Here is a 21,856-nt window from a genome sequence, read left to right on the forward strand (position 1 = left end):
GCTGTCGTCTTCCGCGAGGCGGATGTGAAAGAGAGTCAGGTGAGTGTCTGATTTGTATGAAAATCATCCGACTCGGAGGAGCTCGCATGTCCACCTCGTCCCTTTCGCGCCGCCCCGGCATGCGCCGGGGTGCTTCCGCCCTCGCGGCCCTCGCCGTCGCGGGCACCGCGTTGCTCGCGGCCCCGGCTGCCGTGGCCGCTCCCGGTGACAACGGCGACGTCAAGGTCCACGACTCGGGGACGACGGTCGACGATCAGAGAGACGATCCGACGGTCTGCCGGTTCTACCTCGACGGCTTCGACTTCGACAGGGCACAGGACGTCAGCTGGTCCATCGAGACCCAGCCCCATGTGGCCGGCGGTGCCACGCTCGCGGGCGGCCTCATCATTCCCGAGTCCGGCCATGGCCGGACCGAGGGCCTCTTCTCGCTGCCCAATGGTCAGTACAAGCTCACCTGGAACTTCGAGGGCGAGAGCGGCGCGGGCAAGCAGAAGGTGTTCAGGGTCGACTGCACGACCCCGACCCCGACACCGACACAGACCCCGCCGGGCGGCGGTCCCGGCGGCCCGAACGGCGGACCTCCCGCGGGCGGCGGCGGTCTCGCCCGCACCCAGGACTTCTCACCGGTCGCCGGTGCGGCGGCCGCGGGCCTCGTCGTGGCCGGGGGGGCCGTGTACCTCCGGCTGCGCCGCCGCCCCGATGGCACGGCGTAGACGCGCCCGCAGGCCCTGGTACAGGACGCGCGCCTACCGCCTGATGCGGACCCTCGTGCTCACCGTCTGTCTGGTGGCGGGCGGCGTCTGGTGGGCGGGGGACGATGAGCCCGCCGGGCCGGTCGCAGCCGACGTCGCGGGGCCGGAAGGCGCCGCGGCGTCCTCCGGCCCCGCCCGGTCCGGCGGCGACACGCGGAGTGCCGATGCCCACCGGGCGGGCGGCGATGCGCGCGGCGCGCGGCCCGACCGCACCACGCCCACCCGGCGCCCGCGGCCCACACCCCCACCCACGCCCCTCCCGCGCTCCGCGGCGACCTCGCTCCGCATCCCTTACTTCGGCCTCGAGGCTCCGGTCGTCGGCCTCGAGCTCGACCGCGAGCGGCGGCTCACTGCCCCTCCCGTGGACGATCCCAAGCTGGTCGGCTGGTACGAGGGCGGGCCGACGCCGGGCGAGTCGGGCACGGCCGTCGCCGTCGGCCACCTCGACACCAGGACGGGACCTGCCGTCTTTGCCCCACTCAGTCAACTCCGGCCCGGCAGGCTCGTCGAGGTCCGGCGTGCCGACGGACGGACGGCCGTCTACACGGTGGACGCCGTGAAGACGTACGAGAAGGCGCACTTCCCCAACAGGGAGGTGTACGGCGACAGGGGGCGCCCCGAGCTGCGTCTGATCACGTGCGGCGGTGTGTTCGACCGGAAGGCGGGCTACGCCGGCAACGTCGTCGTCTTCGCTCATCTCACGGAGACCCGGGGGCGGGCCCGCAGCACGTGAGGCCCCCGCCGCCCCGAGTCGAGCAGCGCTGAACCGGTGCGTCCGTTTTTCCGGTGCCCGATCGTCCGCTTTCGCCCGTGCCGAACCGGACCGTCCGATCCCGCCGCGCGTCTTCCCCCGGGCGTGCGCAGTCCGTTAACTTCCGTGACTCATACGTCCCGTACGACCCGCACGGGACGTTCGACCGCGGAGCACCAGCGCCCTGTGAGCCCCCGGGGGCATCTTTCATGACACGCGCCATCTCTCTGCACAACGTCAGCAAGGCCTACACCCGCGGTGTCCGCGTGGTGGAGCGGCTGTCGCTGGAGATCCGGCCCGGCGAGTTCCTCGTGCTGCTCGGGCCGTCCGGCTGCGGCAAGTCGACCGTGCTGAGAATGATCGCCGGCCTCGAAGAGGTCACCGAGGGGGAGGTGCGCCTCGACGGCGAGTACGCCAACGATCTGCCGCCGTCCGGGCGGGACATGGCGATGGTCTTCCAGAACTTCGCCCTCTATCCGAGCATGACCAGCCGCAACAACATCGGCTTTCCGTTGCGCATCGAGACCCCTGGTGAGGACCCCGGCCCGCGCGTCGACGCCACCGCCCGGATGCTCGGCATCGAGGACCTCCTCGACCGCTTCCCCAACCAGCTCTCCGGCGGCGAACGCCAGCGCGTCGCGATGGGCCGCGCGATCGCCCGCCACCCCTCCGCCTTCCTGATGGACGAACCGCTCTCCAACCTCGACGCCAAGCTCCGCAGCCACTTGCGGGCCGAAATCTCCCGGCTCACCCGGGACTTGGGCGTCACCACGGTGTACGTCACGCACGACCAGGCCGAGGCGATGTCGCTCGGCGACCGGGTCGCCGTCCTGCGCGGCGGGGCCCTTCAGCAGCTGGGCACTCCGCGTGACGTCTACGCGCTGCCCGCGAACGTCTTCGTGGCCGCGTTCATCGGCACCCCGCGCATCAACCTATTGCGCGGCCTGGTCCGGGCCCCGCTCGACGGGGCGATGTCGATCAGCCTCGGCAAGCAGTATCTGCGGCTGCCCGAACCCCTCTCCCTCGACCACCAGTTGCTGCGGGTGCAGCAGGGCCGTGAGGTGATCGTCGGGCTGCGGTCGGAGGCCGTGCGGCTCGCAAAGCCGTCCGCCGCACGGCCGGGCGAGGTGGCGATCAGTGGCCTCGTCGAGCATGTGGAGTTCCAGGGGCACGAGGTCCTCGTCCATTTCGACACCGGCTCGCGGCCCGCCGTCGTACCGGAGCTGGAGGCGCCGCGCCCGACCCGTCCGGCGCGCCGGAGGCGCCGCGAGGGCACGGTCATGGACCGCCTGCGGGGACGGGCCGGTGCCCTGCGTGCCGGGCCGGTCGTGGTCCTGGAGCACCCGGCGGACGCGGAACCCGATCACCCCGAACCGGTGCCGCCGGAGGGCCGGCTGCCCGGCGACCTGGTCGTCCGCACCACCCCCGACATCGAACTCCGCCACGGTATGCAGGTCCCCCTCCTTGTCGACCTCGCCCATCTCTTCGTGTTCGACCAGTACGGCGAACGCATCTGCCCGGCTCCGGCGCGGCTGCCGGATCTGGAGGAGTGAGTTCCGCTAGGCAGGCGTGCATGACCTTGTTCACCACCCGCGCCCGTCTGGGCGCTACCGCCGCCACCGCACTGCTCGCCGCCGGCGCCCCGGCCGCCTACGCCCTGCTCGGCGACGCGACGCCGCAGACCACGGTCCGTGGTGCGGCGTACCTCGAGACCCGGCTCCTCTTCGGCACCGAACGGCCCGACGGCGGCGCGGCCGTGACCGACCGGCAGTTCATGGCCTTCGTCGACCGCCGGGTGACGCCCGGCTTCCCGGACGGGCTGACCGTGCAGGACGGGCGCGGGCAGTGGCGGGACGCGCACGGCGCGATCGAGCGCGAGCGGTCGTACGAGCTGATCCTGCTGTATCCGGTGAGGGAGGAGCGGGCGAGCGACAGGAAGATCGAGGAGATCCGGACCGCCTATGAGAAGGCCTTCGCCCAGGAGTCCGTGGCCAGAGTGGACGACCGGGTCGGCGTCGACTTCTGAGGCTGTGTGGCGTTCGATGGCGTAAGGCGTCGGGACCCTCTGGCGCCGCAAAACTATCATCGCTAGTTTAGGGTGCGGACGACGCGGCCCCGCCCGGGAGGAACACGATGAAGGCACACGACGGCATGTACATCGACGGCGCGTGGCGCCCCGCCGCCGGCACGGACACGATCGAGGTCGTGAACCCGGTCGACGAGCAGGTGATCGGCCGGGTCCCGGCGGGCACCGCCGAGGACGTCGACGCCGCCGTACGGGCCGCACGTGCCGCCTTCCCGGCCTGGGCGGCGACCCCGCCCGCCGAGCGGGCCGCCCGCCTGACCGCACTGCGCGACGTACTCGTCGCCCGCAAGGACGAGATCGCCGAGACCGTCACCGCCGAGCTCGGCGCGCCGCTGCCGTTCTCGCAGGCGGTGCACGCGGGTGTGCCGATCCTCGTCGCGGGATCGTACGCCGAACTGGCGGCGACCTACGCCTTCGAGGAGAAGGTCGGCAACTCGACCGTCTACCAGGAGCCCGTCGGTGTCGTGGGCGCGATCACGCCCTGGAACTACCCGCTGCACCAGATCGTCGCCAAGGTCGCCCCGGCCCTCGCGGCGGGCTGCGCGGTGGTGCTGAAGCCCGCCGAGGACACCCCGCTCACCGCCCAGCTCTTCGCCGAGGCCGTGGCCGAAGCGGGCATCCCCGCCGGAGTCTTCAACCTCGTCACCGGCCTCGGGCCGGTCGCGGGCCAGGCCCTCGCCGAGCACCCGGACGTGGACCTGGTCTCCTTCACCGGCTCCACCGCGGTCGGCAGGCGGATCGGCGCGACGGCCGGCGCGGCGGTCAAGCGAGTCGCCCTCGAACTCGGCGGCAAGTCGGCCAACGTCATCCTGCCGAGCGCCGACCTCGCCAAGGCCGTCAACGTCGGCGTCGGCAACGTGATGTCCAACTCCGGCCAGACATGCAGCGCCTGGACGCGCATGCTGGTGCACGTGTCCCAGTACGACGAGGCCGTCGAGCTGGCCGCGGCCGCCGCGGCGAAGTACGGGGACCGCATCGGCCCCGTCGTCAACGCCAAGCAGCAGGCACGGGTGCGGGGTTACATCGAGAAGGGCGTCGCGGAAGGCGCGCGGCTCGTCGCGGGCGGCCCCGAATCCCCGTGCGAGCAGGGGTACTTCATCAGCCCGACCGTCTTCGCCGATGTCACACCGGAGATGACGATCGCTCAGGAGGAGATCTTCGGGCCGGTGTTGTCGATCGTCCGCTACGAGGACGAGGAGGACGCCCTCAGGATCGCCAACGGCACGGTGTACGGGCTCGCGGGCGCGGTGTGGGCGGGTGACGAGGCCGAGGCGGTCGCCTTCGGGCGACGGCTCGACACCGGACAGGTCGACATCAACGGCGGACGGTTCAATCCCCTTGCCCCGTTCGGGGGTTACAAGCAGTCGGGTGTGGGGCGCGAGCTGGGCTCGCACGGGCTGTCCGAGTACCTCCAGACCAAGTCCCTCCAGTTCTGAGGAGCCTGCACGTGGTTCGCGCTGCCGTACTTCCCGCCGTGGGCGCTCCGTTGGAGATCGCCGAGATCGACCTGCCCGAACCCGGTCCCGGCCAGGTCCGCGTCCGGCTCGCCGCCGCCGGGGTCTGCCACTCCGACCTCTCACTGTCCGACGGCACCATGCGGGTGCCCGTCCCCGCCGTCCTCGGCCACGAGGGCGCCGGCACCGTCGTCTCCGTCGGCGAGGGCGTCACCCACGTCGCGCCCGGCGACGGTGTCGTCCTCAACTGGGCCCCCTCCTGCGGCAGTTGCCATGCCTGCTCGCTGGGCGAGGTGTGGCTGTGCGCCAACGCGCTGACCGGCGCCGGGGACGTGTACGCGCGACGCGCCTCCGACGGGAGCGACCTCCACCCCGGCCTGAACGTCGCCGCGTTCGCCGAGGAGACCGTCGTGGCCGCCGGATGCGTACTGCCCGTACCGGACGGCGTGCCGCTCACCGACGCCGCGCTCCTCGGCTGCGCCGTTCTCACCGGATACGGCGCCGTCCACCACTCCGCCCAGGTCCGTCCGGGCGAGACGGTCGCGGTGTTCGGGGTCGGCGGAGTCGGGCTCGCGGCGCTCCAGGCCGCACGGATCGCGGGCGCGTCGAAGATCGTCGCGGTCGACGTCTCGCCCGAGAAGGAGTCCCTCGCACGCGCCGCGGGCGCGACCGACTACGTCGTCGCCTCCGACACCACCGCGCGCGAGATCCGCGCCCTCACCGGAAAACAGGGCGTCGACGTCGCCGTCGAGTGCGTGGGCCGCGCCGTGACCATCCGCACCGCCTGGGACTCCACCCGGCGCGGCGGCCGCACCACGGTCGTCGGCATCGGCGGCAAGGACCAGCAGGTCACCTTCAACGCGCTGGAGATCTTCCACTGGGGCAGGACGCTGTCCGGCTGCGTGTACGGCAACTCGGACCCGGCGCGGGATCTGCCCGTGCTGGCGGAGCACGTCCGGGCGGGCCGTCTCGACCTCGGAGGCCTGGTCACCGACCGGATCGCCCTCGACGGCATCCCGGCGGCCTTCGACAACATGATCGCGGGCAAGGGCGGCCGGGCGCTGGTGGTGTTCTAGCCCGTGCCGAGTCCGTACCCCGGCCGCCGAGACGCGGCCGGGGTTCTCGGCGTGCGCGCCAATCGCTGTCGTTGCCATGTGCAGGTAAAAACTGCTGCCGCACGACCCGTTGACCTCCGTACCGTCCGGTCAGTATGTTCCCGGAACCGCGGCGCCGCACCCTCGTACCGTCCCCGCACCCACCGGAGTGTGCACGCATGGACACGGCACCTTCCGCACCATCCGCTCACCCCCAGTCCGCCACTTCCCCCGCTGTACGGAACCGACGCAAGGTGGCCACCGCGGCCGCTCTCGCCTCGGCCGTCGAGTGGTACGACTACTTCGTCTTCGGCATCGCCGCCGCCCTGGTGCTCGGCGATCTCTACTTCCCGACGGGCAGTTCGTCCGCCGGAGTCCTCGCCTCCTTCGCGACCTTCGCCGTGGGCTTCCTGGCCCGTCCGCTCGGCGGAATCGTCGCGGGGCACCTCGGCGACAAGCGCGGCCGCAAACCCATGCTGGTGCTCGCCCTGACCCTGATGGGCCTGGCCACCACGGGCATCGGCCTGCTCCCCACCTACGACACCATTGGCGTCGCCGCCCCGATCCTGCTCGTCGCCCTGCGCGTCGTGCAGGGCATCGCCGTCGGCGCGCAATGGGGCGGCGCCATGCTGCTCGCCACCGAGTACGCCCCTGAGGGCAAGCGCGGGGTGTACGGCAGCGTCGTCCAACTCGGCGTCCCCATCGGCGTGGTGACCGCCAACACGGTCTTCCTCGCCGCAGGGGCCTTCACCAGCGAGAGCGCCTTCGCCGCCTGGGGCTGGCGACTGCCCTTCCTGGTCGGCCTGTTCGTCCTCGCCCTCGCCTGGTACATCCACACCCGCGTCGAGGAGACCCCCGAATTCCGGGCGGCGGAAGAGGCGTTGGCGGCCGAGGAGAAGGGATCGAAGAGCTCGCCGCTGCGCACGATCGTGCGCGAGCACCTGGGCACGGTCTTCCTCGCGGGCGGCTCCTTCGCCGTGAACACCGCGACCTTCTACATCCTCATCACGGGCGTCCTCGACTACACCACCCGCGAACTCGACATGAAACGCGGCGCGGTCCTCACCGTCTCGCTCTGCGTCAGCCTCACGCAGCTGGTGCTGATACCGGCGTCGGCCGCGCTGTCCGACCGCGTGGGGCGCATCAGGATCTACGCGCTCGGGGCGGTCGGTATCGCACTGTGGGCCGTGCCGCTGTTCCTGCTGATCGACACCGGTTCGCTGGTGTGGCTGGCCGTCGGCACGTTCGTCGCGAGCTGCTTCCTCAGCGTCATGTACGGCCCTCAAGCCGCCCTGTTCGCCGAACTGTTCACACCCGAGATGCGGTACACGGGCGCCTCGCTCGGTTACCAGATCGCGGCCGTGTTCGGCGGCGGACTCGCCCCCTTCGTGATGGTGCTGCTCCTGGAGGCGACGGGCACGTCGATGGCCGTGTCCGCGTACATCATCGGGCTCGCGGTGATCGCCCTCGTCTCGATCAGGATCCTCGCGGGCAGGGCGCGTTCACGCTGACGCCGGGGCGGAACAGCGTGGCATCACGCCTGTTCGTGCTCAGGCCGCGGTTCCGGGATCCGCTCCGGGACCGTGGCCGAGCGCGTACGGGGCCGCGAGCGCGACACCGCCACACCCGCCAGGCACAGCGCCCCGCCCGCCAGCGTGAGCGGCCCCGGGACCTCGTCGAGGAACAGCCAGGACATCAGCACCACGAGAGCGGGCACCGCGTACGTCGTCGCGCCCATACGGCTCGCGGTCGTGCGGGCGAGCGCGTATGCCCACGTCGTGAACGCCAGCGCGGTCGGGAAGACGCCCAGGTAGAGCATGTTGAGCGTCGCGGAGGCGGGTGCGTCGGCCGCGTCCCGGACGAGCTGTCCGGCAAAGGGCAGACACACGACGGCCCCGACCAGGCAGCCGAACGTCGTGACCTGGAGCGCGCTCGACCGGCCGAGCGCGGGCTTCTGCGCGACGACCCCGGCCGCGTAGGCCACGGCGGCGAGGAGACACAGCACGACCCCGAGGACGGAGGAACCGCCCTCGCCGGACATCGAGAGCCCCACGGCGACCGCGCCCGCGAACGACACCGCCATGCCCGCGAGCAGCCGCGGCGGCATCGCGTCGCCGAGCAGCCGGGAGCCGAGCAGGGCGATGAGGATCGGGCCGACATTCACGACCAGAGCCGCCGTACCGGCGTCCACCTGCTGCTCACCCCAGTTGAGCACGACCATGTAGAAGCCGAACCACAACAGCCCGGATACGGCGATCCCGCGCCAGGCCGTGCGCGGCGGCCACCCCTCCCTGCGTATCAGGCAGATGGCGCCGAGCGCGACGGCTCCCGCCAGCAGCCGCCCGAGCGCCAGCGCGCCCGGCGAGTACGCCGCACCCGCGCTCCGGATCGACACGAAGGCGGAGGCCCACAGCACCACGGTGACGGTCGCGGCGCCTGCCGCGAGCAGTTCCGTACGGCGGACGGGCCCGGACGAGGAGGTGTTCATCATGCTCCTGAGGCTAGGTGGGGTACGGGGGCGAGGGCTCGCGGATTTCGGACGCCGTGCTGGTCTGCGCGGAGGCGGAGGCGGAGGCGGAGGCGGGGACGGCAACGGACCGGCCGACCGACGACTGGCGGGCACGCGGTCCGAATGACCGATGACCCGTGGGCCCGCGGCCTAGCGGAGCGCCGCCGCCTCGATGCCCAGCAGGTCCCCGAGAGCGCGCTCGCCCTCGGGCGTGACCTTCACCGCGCGGTCCGAGCCGATGCGGACACACCAGCCGGTGTCCAGAGCGTGGCGGCACAGGGCAGCGCCCGCGGCCCCCGCGAGGTGGGGGCGCCGTTCGGTCCAGTCGAGGCAGGCCCGGGCCAGCGGGCGCCTGCCGCCGCGGCCGAGGCCGATGTCCGCCGCGTCGAACCACCGCAGACCGGCGTCCGTGAGCGCGAACCCGGTGTCCTGGCGGAGCAGCCCGCGTTCCGTCATGGCGTCGGTCAGCGCGATCCCGATGCGTCCGGCGAGATGGTCGTAACAGGTACGTCCCCGGGCCAGCGCGCTGCTCACACCGGCCGCCCGCAGGGAGCGCGGCCGGTCCCGCTCCGGAACCACGTGCGCGGCCAGATCCTCCACCAGTTGCGCCGCCCGCTGGTCGGCCAGCCGTACATACCGGTGCCGACCCTGCCGCTCCTCGGCCAGCAGTCCGCCGGCGATCAGCTTGCCGAGATGTTCGCTGGCCGTCGACGGCGCCACACCCGCGTGCCGCGCGAGTTCACCGGCCGTCCAGGCCCGTGCGTCGAGCAGCGCGAGACAGAACGTGGCGCGGGTCTCGTCCGCCAGGAGACCGGCCAGCGCCGCGAGCCGGGGTCCCGCGGGGTCCTTGAGTGCCATGTCTCCCAGGATGCGGCAGCGACGTTTCGGCGCGGGCCGAAGTGTGCCGACGACCAGCCGCCGGAGACCTGCCGAACGGCACGGACTCGCTGGTCAGGCGGTAGCGGTCAGCTGGCTGTACTGCAGGGCCAGTCCGTCGAGGAGCGCCTGCAGCCCCGTCTCGAAGGCACCCTCGTCCACCTTCTGCTGATGCTCGGCGAGGAGGTGAGCCTGCCCGAGGTGGGGGTAGTCGGCGGGATCGTACGCGGCCGCGTCGTCGACGAATCCGCCGGCGAAGGAACCGAGGGCGGAGCCCATGATGAAGTACCGCATCAGGGCGCCGATGGACGTGGCCTGGGCCGGAGGCCAGCCCGCGTCGACCATGGCGCCGAAGACCGCGTCGGCGAGGCGGAGACCGGCGGGCCGCCGGCCGGGGCCACGGGCGAGGACCGGGACGATGTTCGGGTGGTCGCGCAGGGCTGCCCGGTAGGAGACGGCCCAGTCGTGCAGGGCGGTACGCCACTCACGGCCGTCCTCGAACATCGACAGGTCGACCTGCGCACTCACGGAGTCCGCGACGGCCTCCAGGATCTGGTCCTTCGTGCGGAAGTGGTTGTAGAGGGACGGCCCGCTCACCCCCAGCTCGGCGGCGAGCCGGCGCGTCGAGACGGCCGCCAGGCCCTCGGCGTCCACCAGGGCCCGTGCCGTGTCGACGATGCGGTCGGTGCTGAGGAGGGGCTTGCGCGGTCGTGCCATGGCGCACATAGTAGGGCTGCACCTGGAAACTAGCAGTGCTAATTTAAATGTACGGCTTTCAATGTCCGCTATCTATGGGGTGACTCGGCATGAACCTGGAGCTCAGCGAGGAGCAGACGGACGTCCGGCAGCTCGCCAAGGATTTCGTGGACCGCGAGATCGCCCCCCATGTCATCGAGTGGGACCGCGCCGAGGAAGTCGACCGCTCCATCGTGAAGAAGCTCGGCGAGGTCGGCTTCCTCGGGCTCACCATCGACGAGGAGTACGGCGGCAGCGGCGGCGACCACCTCGCGTACTGCCTCGTCACGGAGGAATTGGGGCGCGGTGACTCCTCCGTGCGCGGGATCGTGTCCGTCTCGCTCGGCCTCGTCGCCAAGACGATCGCGCACTGGGGGAGTGCGGAACAGAAGCGGCAGTGGCTGCCGGGGCTGACCTCCGGCGCGTACGTGGGCTGCTTCGGCCTCACCGAGCCCGGCACTGGGTCGGACGCGGGCAATCTGTCGACGAAGGCCGTGCGCGACGGTGACGACTACGTCATCAACGGCACCAAGATGTTCATCACGAACGGGACATGGGCCGACGTCGTGCTGCTGTTCGCGCGGTCGACCGACGCGCCGGGACACAAGGGTGTCTCCGCCTTTCTGGTGCCCACGGACACGCTGGGGCTGTCCCGCCGGACCATCCACGGCAAGCTCGGGCTGCGGGGGCAGGCCACGGCCGAGCTGGTCCTGGAGGATGTGCGCGTCCCCGCCGCTGCGATGCTGGCGCCCGAGGGCAAGGGCTTCTCCGTCGCCATGTCCGCGCTCGCCAAGGGGCGGATGTCCGTGGCCGCGGGCTGTGTCGGGATCGCCCAGGCCGCGCTGGACGCGGCGGTGACGTACGCGACCGAGCGGGAGCAGTTCGGCAAGTCCATCGCTCATCACCAGCTCGTCCAGGAGCTGATCAGCGACATCGCCGTGGACGTGGACGCGGCGCGGCTGCTGACCTGGCGGGTCGCCGATCTCATCGACCGCGGCCTGCCGTTCGCCACGGAGTCCTCCAAGGCCAAGCTCTTCGCCTCCGAGGCGGCCGTGCGCGCCGCGAACAACGCCCTCCAGGTCTTCGGCGGTTACGGCTACATCGACGAGTATCCGGCCGGGAAGCTGCTGCGCGACGCCCGCGTGATGACCCTCTACGAGGGCACCAGCCAGATCCAGAAGCTGGTCATAGGGCGTGCGCTGACAGGGGTTTCGGCCTTCTGAGTACCTGCCTGAGTATCCGTGCGGATGTGGCCCCGGCCGCATCCGCCGAGGCTTGTCCGCATGAGTGAGACACCGGTCAAGCAGCAGTCCACCGCGGCCTTCTACGGCCAGGCGGTCGCCTCGTTCGCCGTCGCGATCGTCGCGACCACCCTTGGCATCTTCAAGCTCCAGGCCGACGCCTGGGTGCGTTCCTTCCTGGCCATCGCCGTGCTCTATCTCGTGACCTCGACCTTCACCCTGGCCAAGGTGATCCGGGACCGGCAGGAGGCCGGGCAGATCGTCAGCCGCGTCGACCAGGCGAGGCTCGAGAAGCTGCTCGCCGAGCACGACCCCTTCGAGAAGCTCTGATCGAGTTTCGCGCCGCCCTGAGCGGGCGGTCTAAGCGCCCGCTCAGGTTCAGGGGTATGGTGTTCACCCGCACGTCAAAAACGTGCGGCCCGAAGGGCCTCCGTTGAGGGTGGTGGTGGGCGACGGGTGGGCGGAAGGGGCGAACCAGCGATGAGTGCGGCGCAGGAGACGGCCGGCGGCGAGATGCAGCCGTGGGCCGAGGTCACCCCGGACGCGGCCCGGCGGCTGCTCGTCGCCGCCGTCGAGGCCTTCGCCGAGCGCGGGTACCACGCGACGACGACCCGGGACATCGCGGGCCGCGCGGGCATGAGCCCGGCCGCGCTGTACATCCACTACAAGACCAAGGAAGAGCTGCTCCACCGGATCAGCCGGATCGGGCACGACAAGTCGCTGGACATCCTGCGGACCGCCGCGAGCGGCGAGGGCAGCGCCGCCGAGCGGCTCTCGGACGCCGTGCGCTCGTTCGTACGCTGGCACGCCGGACAGCACACCACCGCGCGGGTCGTGCAGTACGAGCTCGAAGCGCTCGGCCCCGACGCGCGCGCCGAGATCGTCGCGCTGCGGCGCCAGTCCGACGCCACCGTGCGCGGCATCATCCAGGACGGCGTGGCGGCGGGCGAGTTCGACGTGCCGGACGTGCCGGGCACCACGCTCGCCGTGCTCTCGCTCTGCATCGACGTGGCGCGCTGGTTCAACGTCGACGGCCCGCGCACGCCCGACGAGGTCGGCGCGCTCTACGCCGACCTCGTACTGCGGATGGTCGGGGCCAAGGAGTAGGCCCCGCCTCACCTGTGACGAGCCCGGGGGTCAGAGGTAGTAGCGCGACACCGACTCCGCGACGCACACCGGCTTGTCGCCGCCCTCGCGTTCCACGCTGAAGGCCACGGACACCTGCACGCCGCCGGGCACGTCGTCCACGCCCGTGATCTTCGCGGTGGCGCGCAGCCGCGAGCTGACCGGCACGGGCGAGGGGAAACGGACCTTGTTCGTCCCGTAGTTGACGCCCATCCTCACGCCCTCGACCTTGATCAGCTGCGGCCCGAAGAGCGGGAGCAGTGACAGGGTGAGGTACCCGTGCGCGATCGTGGTGCCGAAGGGGCCCGCCGCGGCCTTCTCGGGGTCGACGTGGATCCACTGGTGATCGCCGGTCGCCTCCGCGAAGAGGTCGATCCGCTTCTGCTCGATCTCGACCCAGTCGGTGTACCCCAGCTGCTCGCCCACGGCGGTACGCAGCTCGTCGACCGTCGCGAACGTCCTCGGCTCTGCCATGTCCCTGGCCTCCCACATCTCCATGTCTAAGCGACTGCTTAGCATGGTCCCGTGCGGGCCGCATGTCAACGGCCCGGCCGGGTGACGAGGTGAGTAGGGTTGGAGGAGTGCCCCAGATCCCTGAGAAGATCCACGAGCTGACCGTCGGCCAGTTGTCGGCCCGCAGTGGCGCCGCCGTCTCCGCCCTGCACTTCTACGAGTCCAAGGGCCTGATCAGCAGCCGCCGCACCACGGGAAACCAGCGCCGCTACCACCGCGACGCGCTGCGCCGCGTCGCCTTCGTACGCGCCGCGCAACGGGTCGGCATCCCGCTCGCCACCATCCGCGAGGCGCTCGCCGAACTCCCCGAGGAGCGCACCCCCACACGGGAGGACTGGGCCCGGCTGTCGGAGACCTGGCGCTCCGAACTCGACGAGCGCATCAAGCAGCTGGGCCGGCTGCGGGATCACTTGACCGACTGCATCGGCTGCGGCTGCCTGTCCCTGGAGAACTGCGTGCTCTCCAACCCGGACGACGTCTTCGGCGAGCGCCTGACGGGCTCCCGCCTCATGGTGGAGCGCGCCCGCTCCACCGACGGCGCGGCCAGGACGGACGCCGCCCGTCCCGCCGCACGCCAGAAGGAGCCCGAGGACTGCCGCTGAAAGGCGCCCCGGGCTCCGTAGGGTGGCCGCGCGTCGGCGCCCAGGGGGTTTCCGTACGCCCGACTACTCGTACGGCGGCCCCGGGCCCCGTACGCCCGGCTACTCGTACTCCGTGCCGCCCTTCCGCGTCAGATACGCCGGGCTGACCGCCTTCGCGATGGCACGGCCGCCGGTCACCGGGCTGTACCGCTCGGTGGCGGGGCGGATCACCACTCCCTCGCGCAGATGCAGTTCGCGCCCGGAGACGGTCTCCCGCCCCGAGGCGACCTCCAGGACACGGTCGATGTCGTACGGGCCCTCGTACAGCCGTGGTACCAGCGGCAGTTCGCCGTCCAGCAGCGCCGCCGCGTCCAGCCAGCGCACCGCGCCGTCCAGCTCGGCGGACACGTCGAACACGGCATGGCCGAGCGTCTCGCGGCGGCCGTCGGCGCCGTACGACAGGTCCTGTACGCCCGCCCCGTACACCTCGCCGAAGATCCCGACCCGGCGCGCGCCGAGCCGCTCGGCCAGCCGGGCCGCGACCGCCGGGACACCGTGACCGTGCACGGCCCGCCAGTACAGATTGCGCGGGTCCTCCTTCAGCGCAAGGGACTTCGCGCCGAAGCCCTTCGACGAGACGTGCACGCGGCCTTCGTCGGCGATGTATGTCAGCAGGCAGGCCGAACCGTGCAGCTTCTCGGTCAGGACGACGGGCTCGCCGGGCGTGAAGATGTCCGGGTACCGCTGGATGTTCTCGATGTCGACCCAGGGCAGCAGATCGGGCGCGTGCTCGACCTCGCCGTCCATCGTGGGCGGGATCGGCGGCACCCATTTGACGACGCCGAGCGCCTCGGCGAAGTCCGTGCCGTCCTCGGCGGCCCGCGCCAGGTCGACGTCCGCCAGTGCCTTCGGGCGGCAGACGATCCCCTGCGACAGCTCACCGCGCAGCCGTACGGCCTTGACCCGGTCCGACTTGCTGCCCGCCAGCCTCCCGGTCAGGCCCAGTTCCTCGATCAGCTCGCCCGGGAGCACGGACTGCTCCGGGATGTAGACGGCCCGCTCGCCGGTGCGGTAGGCGCCCTTGGCGACGACGGCTCGGTACAGGCCCACCTGGGCCAGTTCGAGGGCGTCGGCGTTCGGATGCTCGTGGATGGTCAGCACTTCGGCGGTGACGCGCAGCGTCGACATCGGTACTCCCTCGGGTTCCTCAGCTGTGTTTCATCGCCCCCAACTGTCCGGAGGGTAAAGGGCTGGAGCGAGTGGATTTGCGGCTGGTAGCGTCGGGATCTTCGGCCCGTGGTGACCGCCCGGCACGGAGTCCTGACGGGATCGACTCCCATGACCTCATCCGCCCTCGACGCCGCTCTCGCGGACATCGACACGGTTTTCAACGGTTTCGCCAGCCCGAACGAGATCGGTTGCGAGCGGTGTTTCCTGCCCGAGGAGATGGCGTTCCTGCGTACCCCGTACACCCGCGTGCCCCCGGACGTGCTGCGCCGGTTCGTCTTCAAGGTCCCCGACCATTTCGACGACCACGCCGCCTCGATGCGCCGGCTGCTGCCGCAGGGGGCACGGGCTATGGCGGACGGCAGCCTGGACGGCGTCGGCTGGGGACCCCATGGGCTGAGCCGGGTGGACTGGCGCTCCTGGCCCGCCGAACAGGCCGCCGCCATCGAGACGTTCGTGTACGCCTGGTGGCAGCACGTCCTCACGACGCCGGAGCCGCCGTATCCGGTGTACGAGGTCTTCGAGAGCTGCGCCTCCATAGCCAAAACCGCCATCGGGCTGCTGGACCGGTGGCTCCCGCACCCCGTCGCCGACGCGCACGTCGTACGCTGCGCGGACTGGTGGGTCGACGACCTGCTCGCCGACCGCTCGCCGTTCTTCTGGCTGGGAGACGCAGAGGACTCGGTCGAGTCCGAACTGCGGGTCTGGCTCGCCCAACAGGCCCCCGACCGCCTCCGCGCCCAGGGCGAGCCCGATCTCGCCCTCCGCGCCGAACTCCTCGTCCTCCCCTACGACGAGCGCTGGGCCCACCCGTACTGGACCAACCCCTCCGCCACCAGCTGACCGTTGGACATCGCCCGCTCCCCGTCCGGGAGTACGAGGGTGTCCTCCAGGCCTATGCGGATGGCGAGCCCCAGCCGTCCCGCGAGTCTCAGCACCGGCCAGGCGCCGCCCTCCTCGCCGTGCAGCAGCACGGGGCGATGGGGGTACCTCCCTGCTCGAGCGGAGCCGAGAGTTTGGGGGAGGGCGGTGCCGAGGTCGGTGAGCAGGGCTCGGGCCGATTTCTCCGCCGTCTCGGGGGAGGTGTCCATGACCTCGGCCAGGACGCGCAGCACCCGCGGCGCGAGCGGCGACATCGCGAACCGCGCGGCGCCGTCCGTGCCGGACCAGATGCCCGCCTCCACGCCGATCCCGCGGTCGAGGAGCGCCGCCGCGACCTCCTCGGCGCCCGGCTCGTGCCAGTTCACCGAGGCGTGGTCGGGCAGCACGGTCCAGGAACGGACGCGCTCCGCGCGGGCGGCGGGGTCGGGCTCGGCCCAGGCGCCGGTGGTCACGCCGACCGGAACGCCCACCCGTGCCCGTATCGCTTCAAGCGTCGCCGAGACCACCTTCGGCGACAGACTGTCCTGCCCACAGGGGGTTTTGGGATGGACATGGATGTCCGAGGCCCCGGCCGCGACAGCTTCGGCCGCGGACTGGGCCATCGCTCCCGGCGACATCGGCACGCCGGCACCGTCGGCCGACCCGCGCGCTCCATTCAGACAGACCTGCACCATGCCCTAGATACTGCCAGCCACCACTGACAGCACGATCGCGGACAGCGCCCCGTCAGGGGCGCGGGGAACTGCGCGCCCAGCCACGAACAACCCGCGGCCGACGGCTCACCCGCAGTTCCCGTACCCAGCCGCTCAACCCGGCGGAGCGCTCACGCAGACGCCAGAAGCAGCCGTCCGCGCCTCGACTCCGCCAGCGCTTCGGGCGTCAGAACGGGCCGCGGGACAACAATTCCGCAGCTTGTGCACACCGGACCCGACGACGGTTCGTGGGCCAGGTCGTACTTCCATGCGAGGCGCTCCCCGGCGCACACCGGGCACACCGAGCCCGGCTCGCGCTCCAACGCGGCGATCAGCCGGCGCAGCACCTCGGTCAGTGGTTCATGGGGGTGGATCCGCGGGTCGTCGCACCATGCGACCCCGAAGCCGCCCCAGGTCAGCCGGTGCCAGTCGTCGACACTGCCCGGACTGCGCAGCCCGTCGTGCTTCTCCTTCTTGCGGCGCTGCGCGAACTCGACCTCGTAGGCGAGCCAGACGGAACGGGCCTCCTCCAGCTCGTCCAGTGCGGCCACGAGCCGCGCCGGATCGGGGGAGCGGTCCTCGGGACCGAACCCGGCCCGGGAGGACAGATGGTCCCAGGTCGCCCGATGCCCGTAAGGGGCGAACTTCTCAAGGCACTTGCGCAGTGAGTAGCGCCGCAGTGCCAGATCGCACCTCGGATCTCGCACCTGTCTCGCCAGACTCCGGAAACCGGCCATCGCCCTGCACCTCCGTCACACCTGCACCTGTACTTCGGTCACTTCGGCGTCGTCGTCATAGGGACGTCGCCGAATAGACGTATCGACAAGCGATTCGGCTCCATCCGATTTCCGATGACCTCCATAAGCCACCCGTCGGACCGCCGAGTCGATCGCGGACCCCCTTCACGGATTACCTCCTGACGCTGTCAGCGGCCTGTAGGCCGCCTGCGAACTCGGCGGCGGACCGGGCGCCGTGGGACAGGCGGGCTCCCAACGGCGCGGTGATCCCAAAAAAGTGACGCATGTTCATCTTCAAACTCGGGGATACCGGCGGTAACGTCCGGCCCACCCCCGTCGGGAGGAGCTGCCATGCCACGGCGCACCCCACGCACCATCCTCGACAGACTGAGAACTCCCCGCAGATTCCCCGAGTTCCTGAAGGCCGCATCCATATGCGTCCTCATTGCCGGTCTTTTGTCGCCGCTTTCCCAGGCGGCGGCCGCCGACACGACGGCCACGGCCGCCGCGGGCGACTACTGCGGCGGCCAGTGTTCGGACATCCTCCCGCCCGGTGAGAACGGCAACGCGACCCTCGCCCAGATCCTCCTCAACCAGGCCTTCGGCACCCAGCCCGACCACGCCGAGGACCAGCTCGGCCCCTACGGCAACCTGGCCTCGGGCTACTCCACGCTCACCGACGCCAAGATCAACGACTTCTTCAACGACGCCTCCTTCGGCGTCGCTTCGGACCAGGTCGCCTCGACCACGAACCCGCGCAGTGACGTGACGATCGTCCGCGACAAGAAGACGGGCGTCCCGCACATCACCGGCACCACCCGCTACGGAACGGAGTACGGCGCCGGGTACGCGGCCGCCCAGGACCGCCTGTGGCTGATGGACGTCTTCCGGCACGTCGGACGCGGCCAGCTGACCTCCTTCGCGGGCGGCGCCGCGTCCAACCAGGGCCTGGAGCAGGAGTTCTGGCGCAACGCGCCCTACACCGAGGCCGATCTGCAGGCCCAGATCGACAACGCCACCGCCAATGCCGGCGCCCGCGGCACCCAGGCTCTCGCTGACGCGAACGCCTACATCGACGGCATCAACGCCTACATCGACGCCTCCGACAGCGGCCGCTACTTCCCCGGCGAGTACGTCCTGACCGGCCACAAGGACTCCGTCACCAACGCCGGCACCATCGACCACTTCAAGATCACCGACCTGGTCGCGCTGGCCTCGGTCATCGGCGCGCTCTTCGGCTCCGGAGGCGGCGGCGAGGTCAACAACGCCCTCTCGCTGATCGCCGCCCAGTCCAAGTACGGCGTGACCGAGGGCACCAAGGTCTGGGAGTCCTTCCGCGAGCGCAACGACCCCGAGGCGGTGCTCACCGTCCACAACGGCGAGAGCTTCCCGTACGCCTCGAAGCCCGACTCCCCGCAGGGCGAGGCCCTGCCCGACGCCGGTTCGGTGGCCCAGGAGCAGCTCGTCTACGACCGCACCGGCAGCGCGGCCACCTCCACGGCCACCAGCGCCTCGGCCACGGCGGCCACCACCTCCCTCACCTCGGCCAAGCGCGGCATGTCCAACGCCCTCGTGGTGAGCGGCAAGTACACCGCCAGCGGCCACCCCATCGCCGTCTTCGGCCCCCAGACCGGCTACTTCGCGCCACAGCTGCTCATGCTCCAGGAGATCCAGGGCCCGGGCATCAGCGCCCGCGGCGCCTCCTTCGCGGGTCTGAGCATGTACGTCGAACTCGGCCGCGGCCAGGACTACTCCTGGAGCGCGACGACCTCCGGCCAGGACATCATCGACACGTACGCCGTCGAGCTGTGCCAGGACGACTACCACTACCTGTACCACGGCACCTGCACGGCGATGGACAAGGTCGAGCAGACCAACTCCTGGAAGCCGACCACCGCCGACGGCACCGCGGCCGGCTCTTACCGCATGCAGGTCTACCGGACCAAGTACGGCCCGGTGGAGTACCGCGCGACGGTCGGCGGCAAGAAGGTCGCGTACACCACCCTGCGCTCCTCCTTCATGCACGAGGCCGACTCGATCATCGGCTTCCAGATGCTCAACGACCCGGACTACGTGAAGAGCCCGGCCACCTTCCAGAGCGCGGTGCAGCACATCAACTACACCTTCAACTGGTTCTACGCCGACTCGACGCACACCGCGTACTACAACAGCGGCGACAACCCGGTGCGCGCCACCGGCGTCGACGCCGAGTTCCCGGTGTGGGCGCAGGCGGCGTACGACTGGAAGGGCTGGGACCCGGCGACCAACACCGCCACCTACACCGCGGCGTCCGCCCACCCCAACTCCATCGACCAGGACTACTACATCTCCTGGAACAACAAGCAGTCCAAGGACTACACGACAGCCTCCTGGGGCGACGGTTCCGTCCATCGTGGCAACCTCCTCGAGGACCGCGTGAAGAAGCTGGTGGCGGCGGGCGGTGTGACTCGGTCCTCGCTGGTGAAGGCGATGGCCGACGCGGCACTCGCCGATCTCCGGGCCGAGGACGTGCTGCCGAAGCTGTTGAAGGTCATCAACAGCTCGACGGTCACGGACACCACGGCCGCGGCGGCGGTCGGCAAGCTGTCCACGTGGGTGACGGCGGGCGCCAAGCGCACGGAGACCTCGGCCGGGTCGAAGGCGTACGCCAACGCCGACGCGATCCGCATCCTGGACGCCTGGTGGCCGCTGCTGGTGAAGGCGGAGTTCCAACCCGGCCTCGGCAGCGACCTGTACACCGCCTTCAGCAACAACCTCCCCATCGACGAGTCGCCGTCGGCCGCACACGGACCGACCGGCGCGCACGCCGGAAGCTCCTTCCAGTACGGCTGGTGGAGCTATGTCGACAAGGACATCCGGGCGGTCCTGGGTGAGTCGGTGCAGGGCGGTCTGTCGCAGACCTACTGCGGCGGCGGCAGCCTCAGCGCCTGCCGGGACACGCTGATCAGCACCCTGAAGGAGGCGGCAGGCAAGACCGCGTCCGACGTCTACCCCGGCGACGACCAGTGCTCGGCGGGCGACCAGTGGTGCGCCGACTCGATCGTCCAGCGGACGCTCGGAGGCATCAAGCACGGCAAGATCAGCTGGCAGAACCGGCCGACCTTCCAGCAGGTGGTGGAGTACACCTCACACCGGTAAACACCGGGACACCGAATAGACACCGGGACACCGGTAGATACCGGTAAACACCGGAGCGGCGGCGGGTCACTTCACGCGGCCCGCCGCCAGCACCACCTGTGCCAGTTCCCGGTGGCAGATGTCGCTGTGGGCGCCGGACGGGGGCCCGCCGCGCTTCACCACCTCGGCGGCGTCGATGTTCACGCACCCCGAAGTGGGCAGCTTCGCGCGCAGCGCGTCGGCGAGCTTGAAGGTCTTCGTGCCCTCCACCGCCTGCACCCCGTCGTGGCCCATCGCGCCCCACTTGGCGCCCAGGGCGCGGCCGATGTCGAAGTCCGCCGTGACCGCCTGCGAGTCGCCCGCCATCCGCGAGGCCAGCGGATAGATCGTGCCGAGCGCCGAGTCGAAGTGGGAGTAGCAGCACACCAGGGGGCCGTCGACGCGCTTCTGCTGGCCGTGCAGTACACCGCTCGCCCGAGGATCGTGCGGCAGCCGCGCCGCGAACGCGTAGTGCGAGAAGGCTCCTTGGAGCAGGGTCACCGACTTCACCGTGCGCACGCCCTCGGGCAGCCCGCGCAGGGCGAAGGAGACCAGCCGTCCGCCGAAACTGTGCCCGACGAGATGGACGCGCACGTCCGGTGCCGCCTCGGCGAGTTGCCCGATCGTCCGCCCGAGCCCGCGCTCGCCGACCGTGCCCGCCCGGCGCTTCATCGCGAAGTACGTGGCCTGGCGCAGCAGTTCGTGCGCGCCGTCCCACAGCCGCGGCAGCGCGAAGGCGTCGGCGCCGGGAGTCTCGGCCTCGGCCAGCGCCCGCGCGAACTCGTCGCAGACCGTCGCCGTGTCCCCGAAGAGCATCCGGGGATCGCTCTCCGGCACGCCCTCCGCCAGCGTGTCCGCGCCGAAGGAGGCCTGCGGACCCTGCGGCCGGACCTCGACGAGCAGTCGTACGAGACGCCCGAACTCCTCCAGCGAGGCACCCTCGTCGGGCTGTTGGTCCAGCAGCCGGGCGATCTGCTCGATCACCGTCGCGCGGCCGGGGAACACCTCCAGGAGCGCGTGCCGGCTGCCCTTGTCGAGCACCGGCCGCGCGGCCGTGGTGAGGTCGGCGGCCACCGACGGGGGGAAGTCGGGGATCGGTTCGTCCGAGAACCGCATCGAGGGCCACACCACGCCCACGTACCCGAGGCGGGCGTGGGGCGCGAGCGCCGGGACGGGCTCGAAGAAGCGGCTGTAGAGCCGGGTCGCGCCCGAGCGGTCGTTGTTCCAGCCGTGCGCGAAGACCAGCAGGTCCCGCACTCCGCGCTGGGCCACTTCCGCGATCAGCCGGTCCCGTTCCGGGCCCTCCACGTCCCCGTCCGCGTCGAAGGTCAGCTCCCAGTAAGGAGAGACACTCACTGCCGGATCCGCCATGACAGGCCCCCTCGTCCCCCGCGGGCGGTGCGATGTGGGCGCATCGTCCTACCGGTGGGGAAGATTGGCCATAC

At 71.1% G+C, this 21,856-nt stretch carries 21 protein-coding genes; 13 read left to right on the forward strand and 8 right to left on the reverse strand.

All coding sequences use genetic code 11. The features are described 5' to 3' along the window. Positions 1-86 precede the first annotated feature (86 nt). From ACZ4WS_RS08830 to ACZ4WS_RS08860, 7 genes are all read left to right on the forward strand, one after another. Positions 87-713, forward strand: coding sequence for a hypothetical protein (locus ACZ4WS_RS08830; protein ID WP_467978537.1), 627 nt, complete (start codon positions 87-89; stop codon positions 711-713). Continuing rightward, positions 700-1,485 (forward strand): class F sortase, encoded by a 786-nt coding sequence (locus tag ACZ4WS_RS08835; RefSeq protein WP_467978539.1) that lies wholly within the window; start codon positions 700-702, stop codon positions 1,483-1,485. Before ACZ4WS_RS08830 ends, ACZ4WS_RS08835 begins: the two co-directional genes overlap by 14 nt. 227 nt (positions 1,486-1,712) lie before the next feature. Continuing rightward, positions 1,713-3,056 carry an ABC transporter ATP-binding protein gene (locus tag ACZ4WS_RS08840; protein ID WP_467978541.1) on the forward strand — a complete coding sequence of 448 codons (1,344 nt, stop codon included), beginning with the start codon at positions 1,713-1,715 and terminating at the stop codon, positions 3,054-3,056. Positions 3,057-3,076: 20 nt separating this feature from the next. Next, positions 3,077-3,529, forward strand: coding sequence for a DUF3574 domain-containing protein (locus tag ACZ4WS_RS08845; protein WP_467978543.1), 453 nt, complete (start codon positions 3,077-3,079; stop codon positions 3,527-3,529). A 107-nt stretch (positions 3,530-3,636) separates the two neighbouring features. After that, positions 3,637-5,025: an aldehyde dehydrogenase family protein gene (locus ACZ4WS_RS08850; protein ID WP_467978545.1), complete on the forward strand. Its 1,389-nt coding sequence runs from the start codon at positions 3,637-3,639 to the stop codon at positions 5,023-5,025. 11 nt (positions 5,026-5,036) lie between these two features. Continuing rightward, positions 5,037-6,119, forward strand: a complete 1,083-nt coding sequence (locus ACZ4WS_RS08855) for a Zn-dependent alcohol dehydrogenase (protein ID WP_467978546.1) — start codon at positions 5,037-5,039, stop codon at positions 6,117-6,119. A 197-nt stretch (positions 6,120-6,316) separates the two neighbouring features. After that, positions 6,317-7,648, forward strand: coding sequence for an MFS transporter (locus ACZ4WS_RS08860; protein ID WP_467978548.1), 1,332 nt, complete (start codon positions 6,317-6,319; stop codon positions 7,646-7,648). Positions 7,649-7,671: 23 nt separating this feature from the next. On the opposite strand, the gene ACZ4WS_RS08865 is transcribed toward ACZ4WS_RS08860, so the two are convergent. From ACZ4WS_RS08865 to ACZ4WS_RS08875, 3 genes are all read right to left on the reverse strand, one after another. Continuing rightward, positions 7,672-8,628: a DMT family transporter gene (locus ACZ4WS_RS08865; protein WP_467978550.1), complete on the reverse strand. Its 957-nt coding sequence runs from the start codon at positions 8,626-8,628 to the stop codon at positions 7,672-7,674. A 168-nt stretch (positions 8,629-8,796) separates the two neighbouring features. Then, positions 8,797-9,504, reverse strand: a complete 708-nt coding sequence (locus tag ACZ4WS_RS08870; RefSeq protein ID WP_467978552.1) for an ArsR/SmtB family transcription factor — start codon at positions 9,502-9,504, stop codon at positions 8,797-8,799. 93 nt (positions 9,505-9,597) lie between these two features. Then, the gene (locus tag ACZ4WS_RS08875) at positions 9,598-10,239 is read right to left on the reverse strand and encodes a TetR/AcrR family transcriptional regulator (RefSeq protein WP_467978555.1); all 642 of its coding nucleotides are present in this window, start codon (positions 10,237-10,239) and stop codon (positions 9,598-9,600) included. Positions 10,240-10,328: 89 nt separating this feature from the next. Between ACZ4WS_RS08875 and ACZ4WS_RS08880 the strand changes: the two genes are divergently transcribed. From ACZ4WS_RS08880 to ACZ4WS_RS08890, 3 genes are all read left to right on the forward strand, one after another. Then, positions 10,329-11,480: an acyl-CoA dehydrogenase family protein gene (locus ACZ4WS_RS08880; RefSeq protein WP_467978557.1), complete on the forward strand. Its 1,152-nt coding sequence runs from the start codon at positions 10,329-10,331 to the stop codon at positions 11,478-11,480. A 60-nt stretch (positions 11,481-11,540) separates the two neighbouring features. Next, entirely contained in the window at positions 11,541-11,828 is a 288-nt protein-coding gene (locus ACZ4WS_RS08885; protein WP_467978559.1) for a YiaA/YiaB family inner membrane protein, read from the forward strand. A 150-nt stretch (positions 11,829-11,978) separates the two neighbouring features. Then, positions 11,979-12,605 carry a TetR/AcrR family transcriptional regulator gene (locus ACZ4WS_RS08890; protein WP_467978561.1) on the forward strand — a complete coding sequence of 209 codons (627 nt, stop codon included), beginning with the start codon at positions 11,979-11,981 and terminating at the stop codon, positions 12,603-12,605. 30 nt (positions 12,606-12,635) lie between these two features. Here the strand turns inward: ACZ4WS_RS08890 and ACZ4WS_RS08895 are convergent, their stop codons facing one another. Next, positions 12,636-13,097 (reverse strand): MaoC family dehydratase, encoded by a 462-nt coding sequence (locus ACZ4WS_RS08895; RefSeq protein WP_467978563.1) that lies wholly within the window; start codon positions 13,095-13,097, stop codon positions 12,636-12,638. Positions 13,098-13,204: 107 nt separating this feature from the next. On the opposite strand from ACZ4WS_RS08895, the gene soxR reads away from it, so the two are divergent. Next, positions 13,205-13,738: a redox-sensitive transcriptional activator SoxR gene (soxR, locus tag ACZ4WS_RS08900; protein WP_467978565.1), complete on the forward strand. Its 534-nt coding sequence runs from the start codon at positions 13,205-13,207 to the stop codon at positions 13,736-13,738. Positions 13,739-13,837: 99 nt separating this feature from the next. On the opposite strand, the gene ACZ4WS_RS08905 is transcribed toward soxR, so the two are convergent. Further along, positions 13,838-14,905: an RNA ligase (ATP) gene (locus ACZ4WS_RS08905; protein ID WP_467978567.1), complete on the reverse strand. Its 1,068-nt coding sequence runs from the start codon at positions 14,903-14,905 to the stop codon at positions 13,838-13,840. A gap of 150 nt (positions 14,906-15,055) precedes the next feature. On the opposite strand from ACZ4WS_RS08905, the gene ACZ4WS_RS08910 reads away from it, so the two are divergent. Continuing rightward, the gene (locus tag ACZ4WS_RS08910) at positions 15,056-15,787 is read left to right on the forward strand and encodes a hypothetical protein (RefSeq protein WP_467978569.1); all 732 of its coding nucleotides are present in this window, start codon (positions 15,056-15,058) and stop codon (positions 15,785-15,787) included. On the opposite strand, the gene ACZ4WS_RS08915 is transcribed toward ACZ4WS_RS08910, so the two are convergent. Next, positions 15,733-16,500 carry a 3-keto-5-aminohexanoate cleavage protein gene (locus ACZ4WS_RS08915; protein WP_467978571.1) on the reverse strand — a complete coding sequence of 256 codons (768 nt, stop codon included), beginning with the start codon at positions 16,498-16,500 and terminating at the stop codon, positions 15,733-15,735. The genes ACZ4WS_RS08910 and ACZ4WS_RS08915 overlap by 55 nt on opposite strands. 149 nt (positions 16,501-16,649) lie before the next feature. Continuing rightward, positions 16,650-17,255, reverse strand: coding sequence for a hypothetical protein (locus ACZ4WS_RS08920; RefSeq protein ID WP_467978573.1), 606 nt, complete (start codon positions 17,253-17,255; stop codon positions 16,650-16,652). A gap of 351 nt (positions 17,256-17,606) precedes the next feature. On the opposite strand from ACZ4WS_RS08920, the gene ACZ4WS_RS08925 reads away from it, so the two are divergent. Next, on the forward strand, positions 17,607-20,393 hold the full coding sequence (locus tag ACZ4WS_RS08925) for a penicillin acylase family protein (RefSeq protein WP_467978575.1): 2,787 nt from the start codon (positions 17,607-17,609) through the stop codon (positions 20,391-20,393). Between the two features lie 66 nt (positions 20,394-20,459). Here the strand turns inward: ACZ4WS_RS08925 and ACZ4WS_RS08930 are convergent, their stop codons facing one another. Continuing rightward, positions 20,460-21,782 carry a serine-threonine protein kinase gene (locus ACZ4WS_RS08930; protein WP_467978577.1) on the reverse strand — a complete coding sequence of 441 codons (1,323 nt, stop codon included), beginning with the start codon at positions 21,780-21,782 and terminating at the stop codon, positions 20,460-20,462. Positions 21,783-21,856 lie beyond the last annotated feature (74 nt).

It is taken from the genome of Streptomyces sp. NPDC029292, from assembly GCF_055569295.1.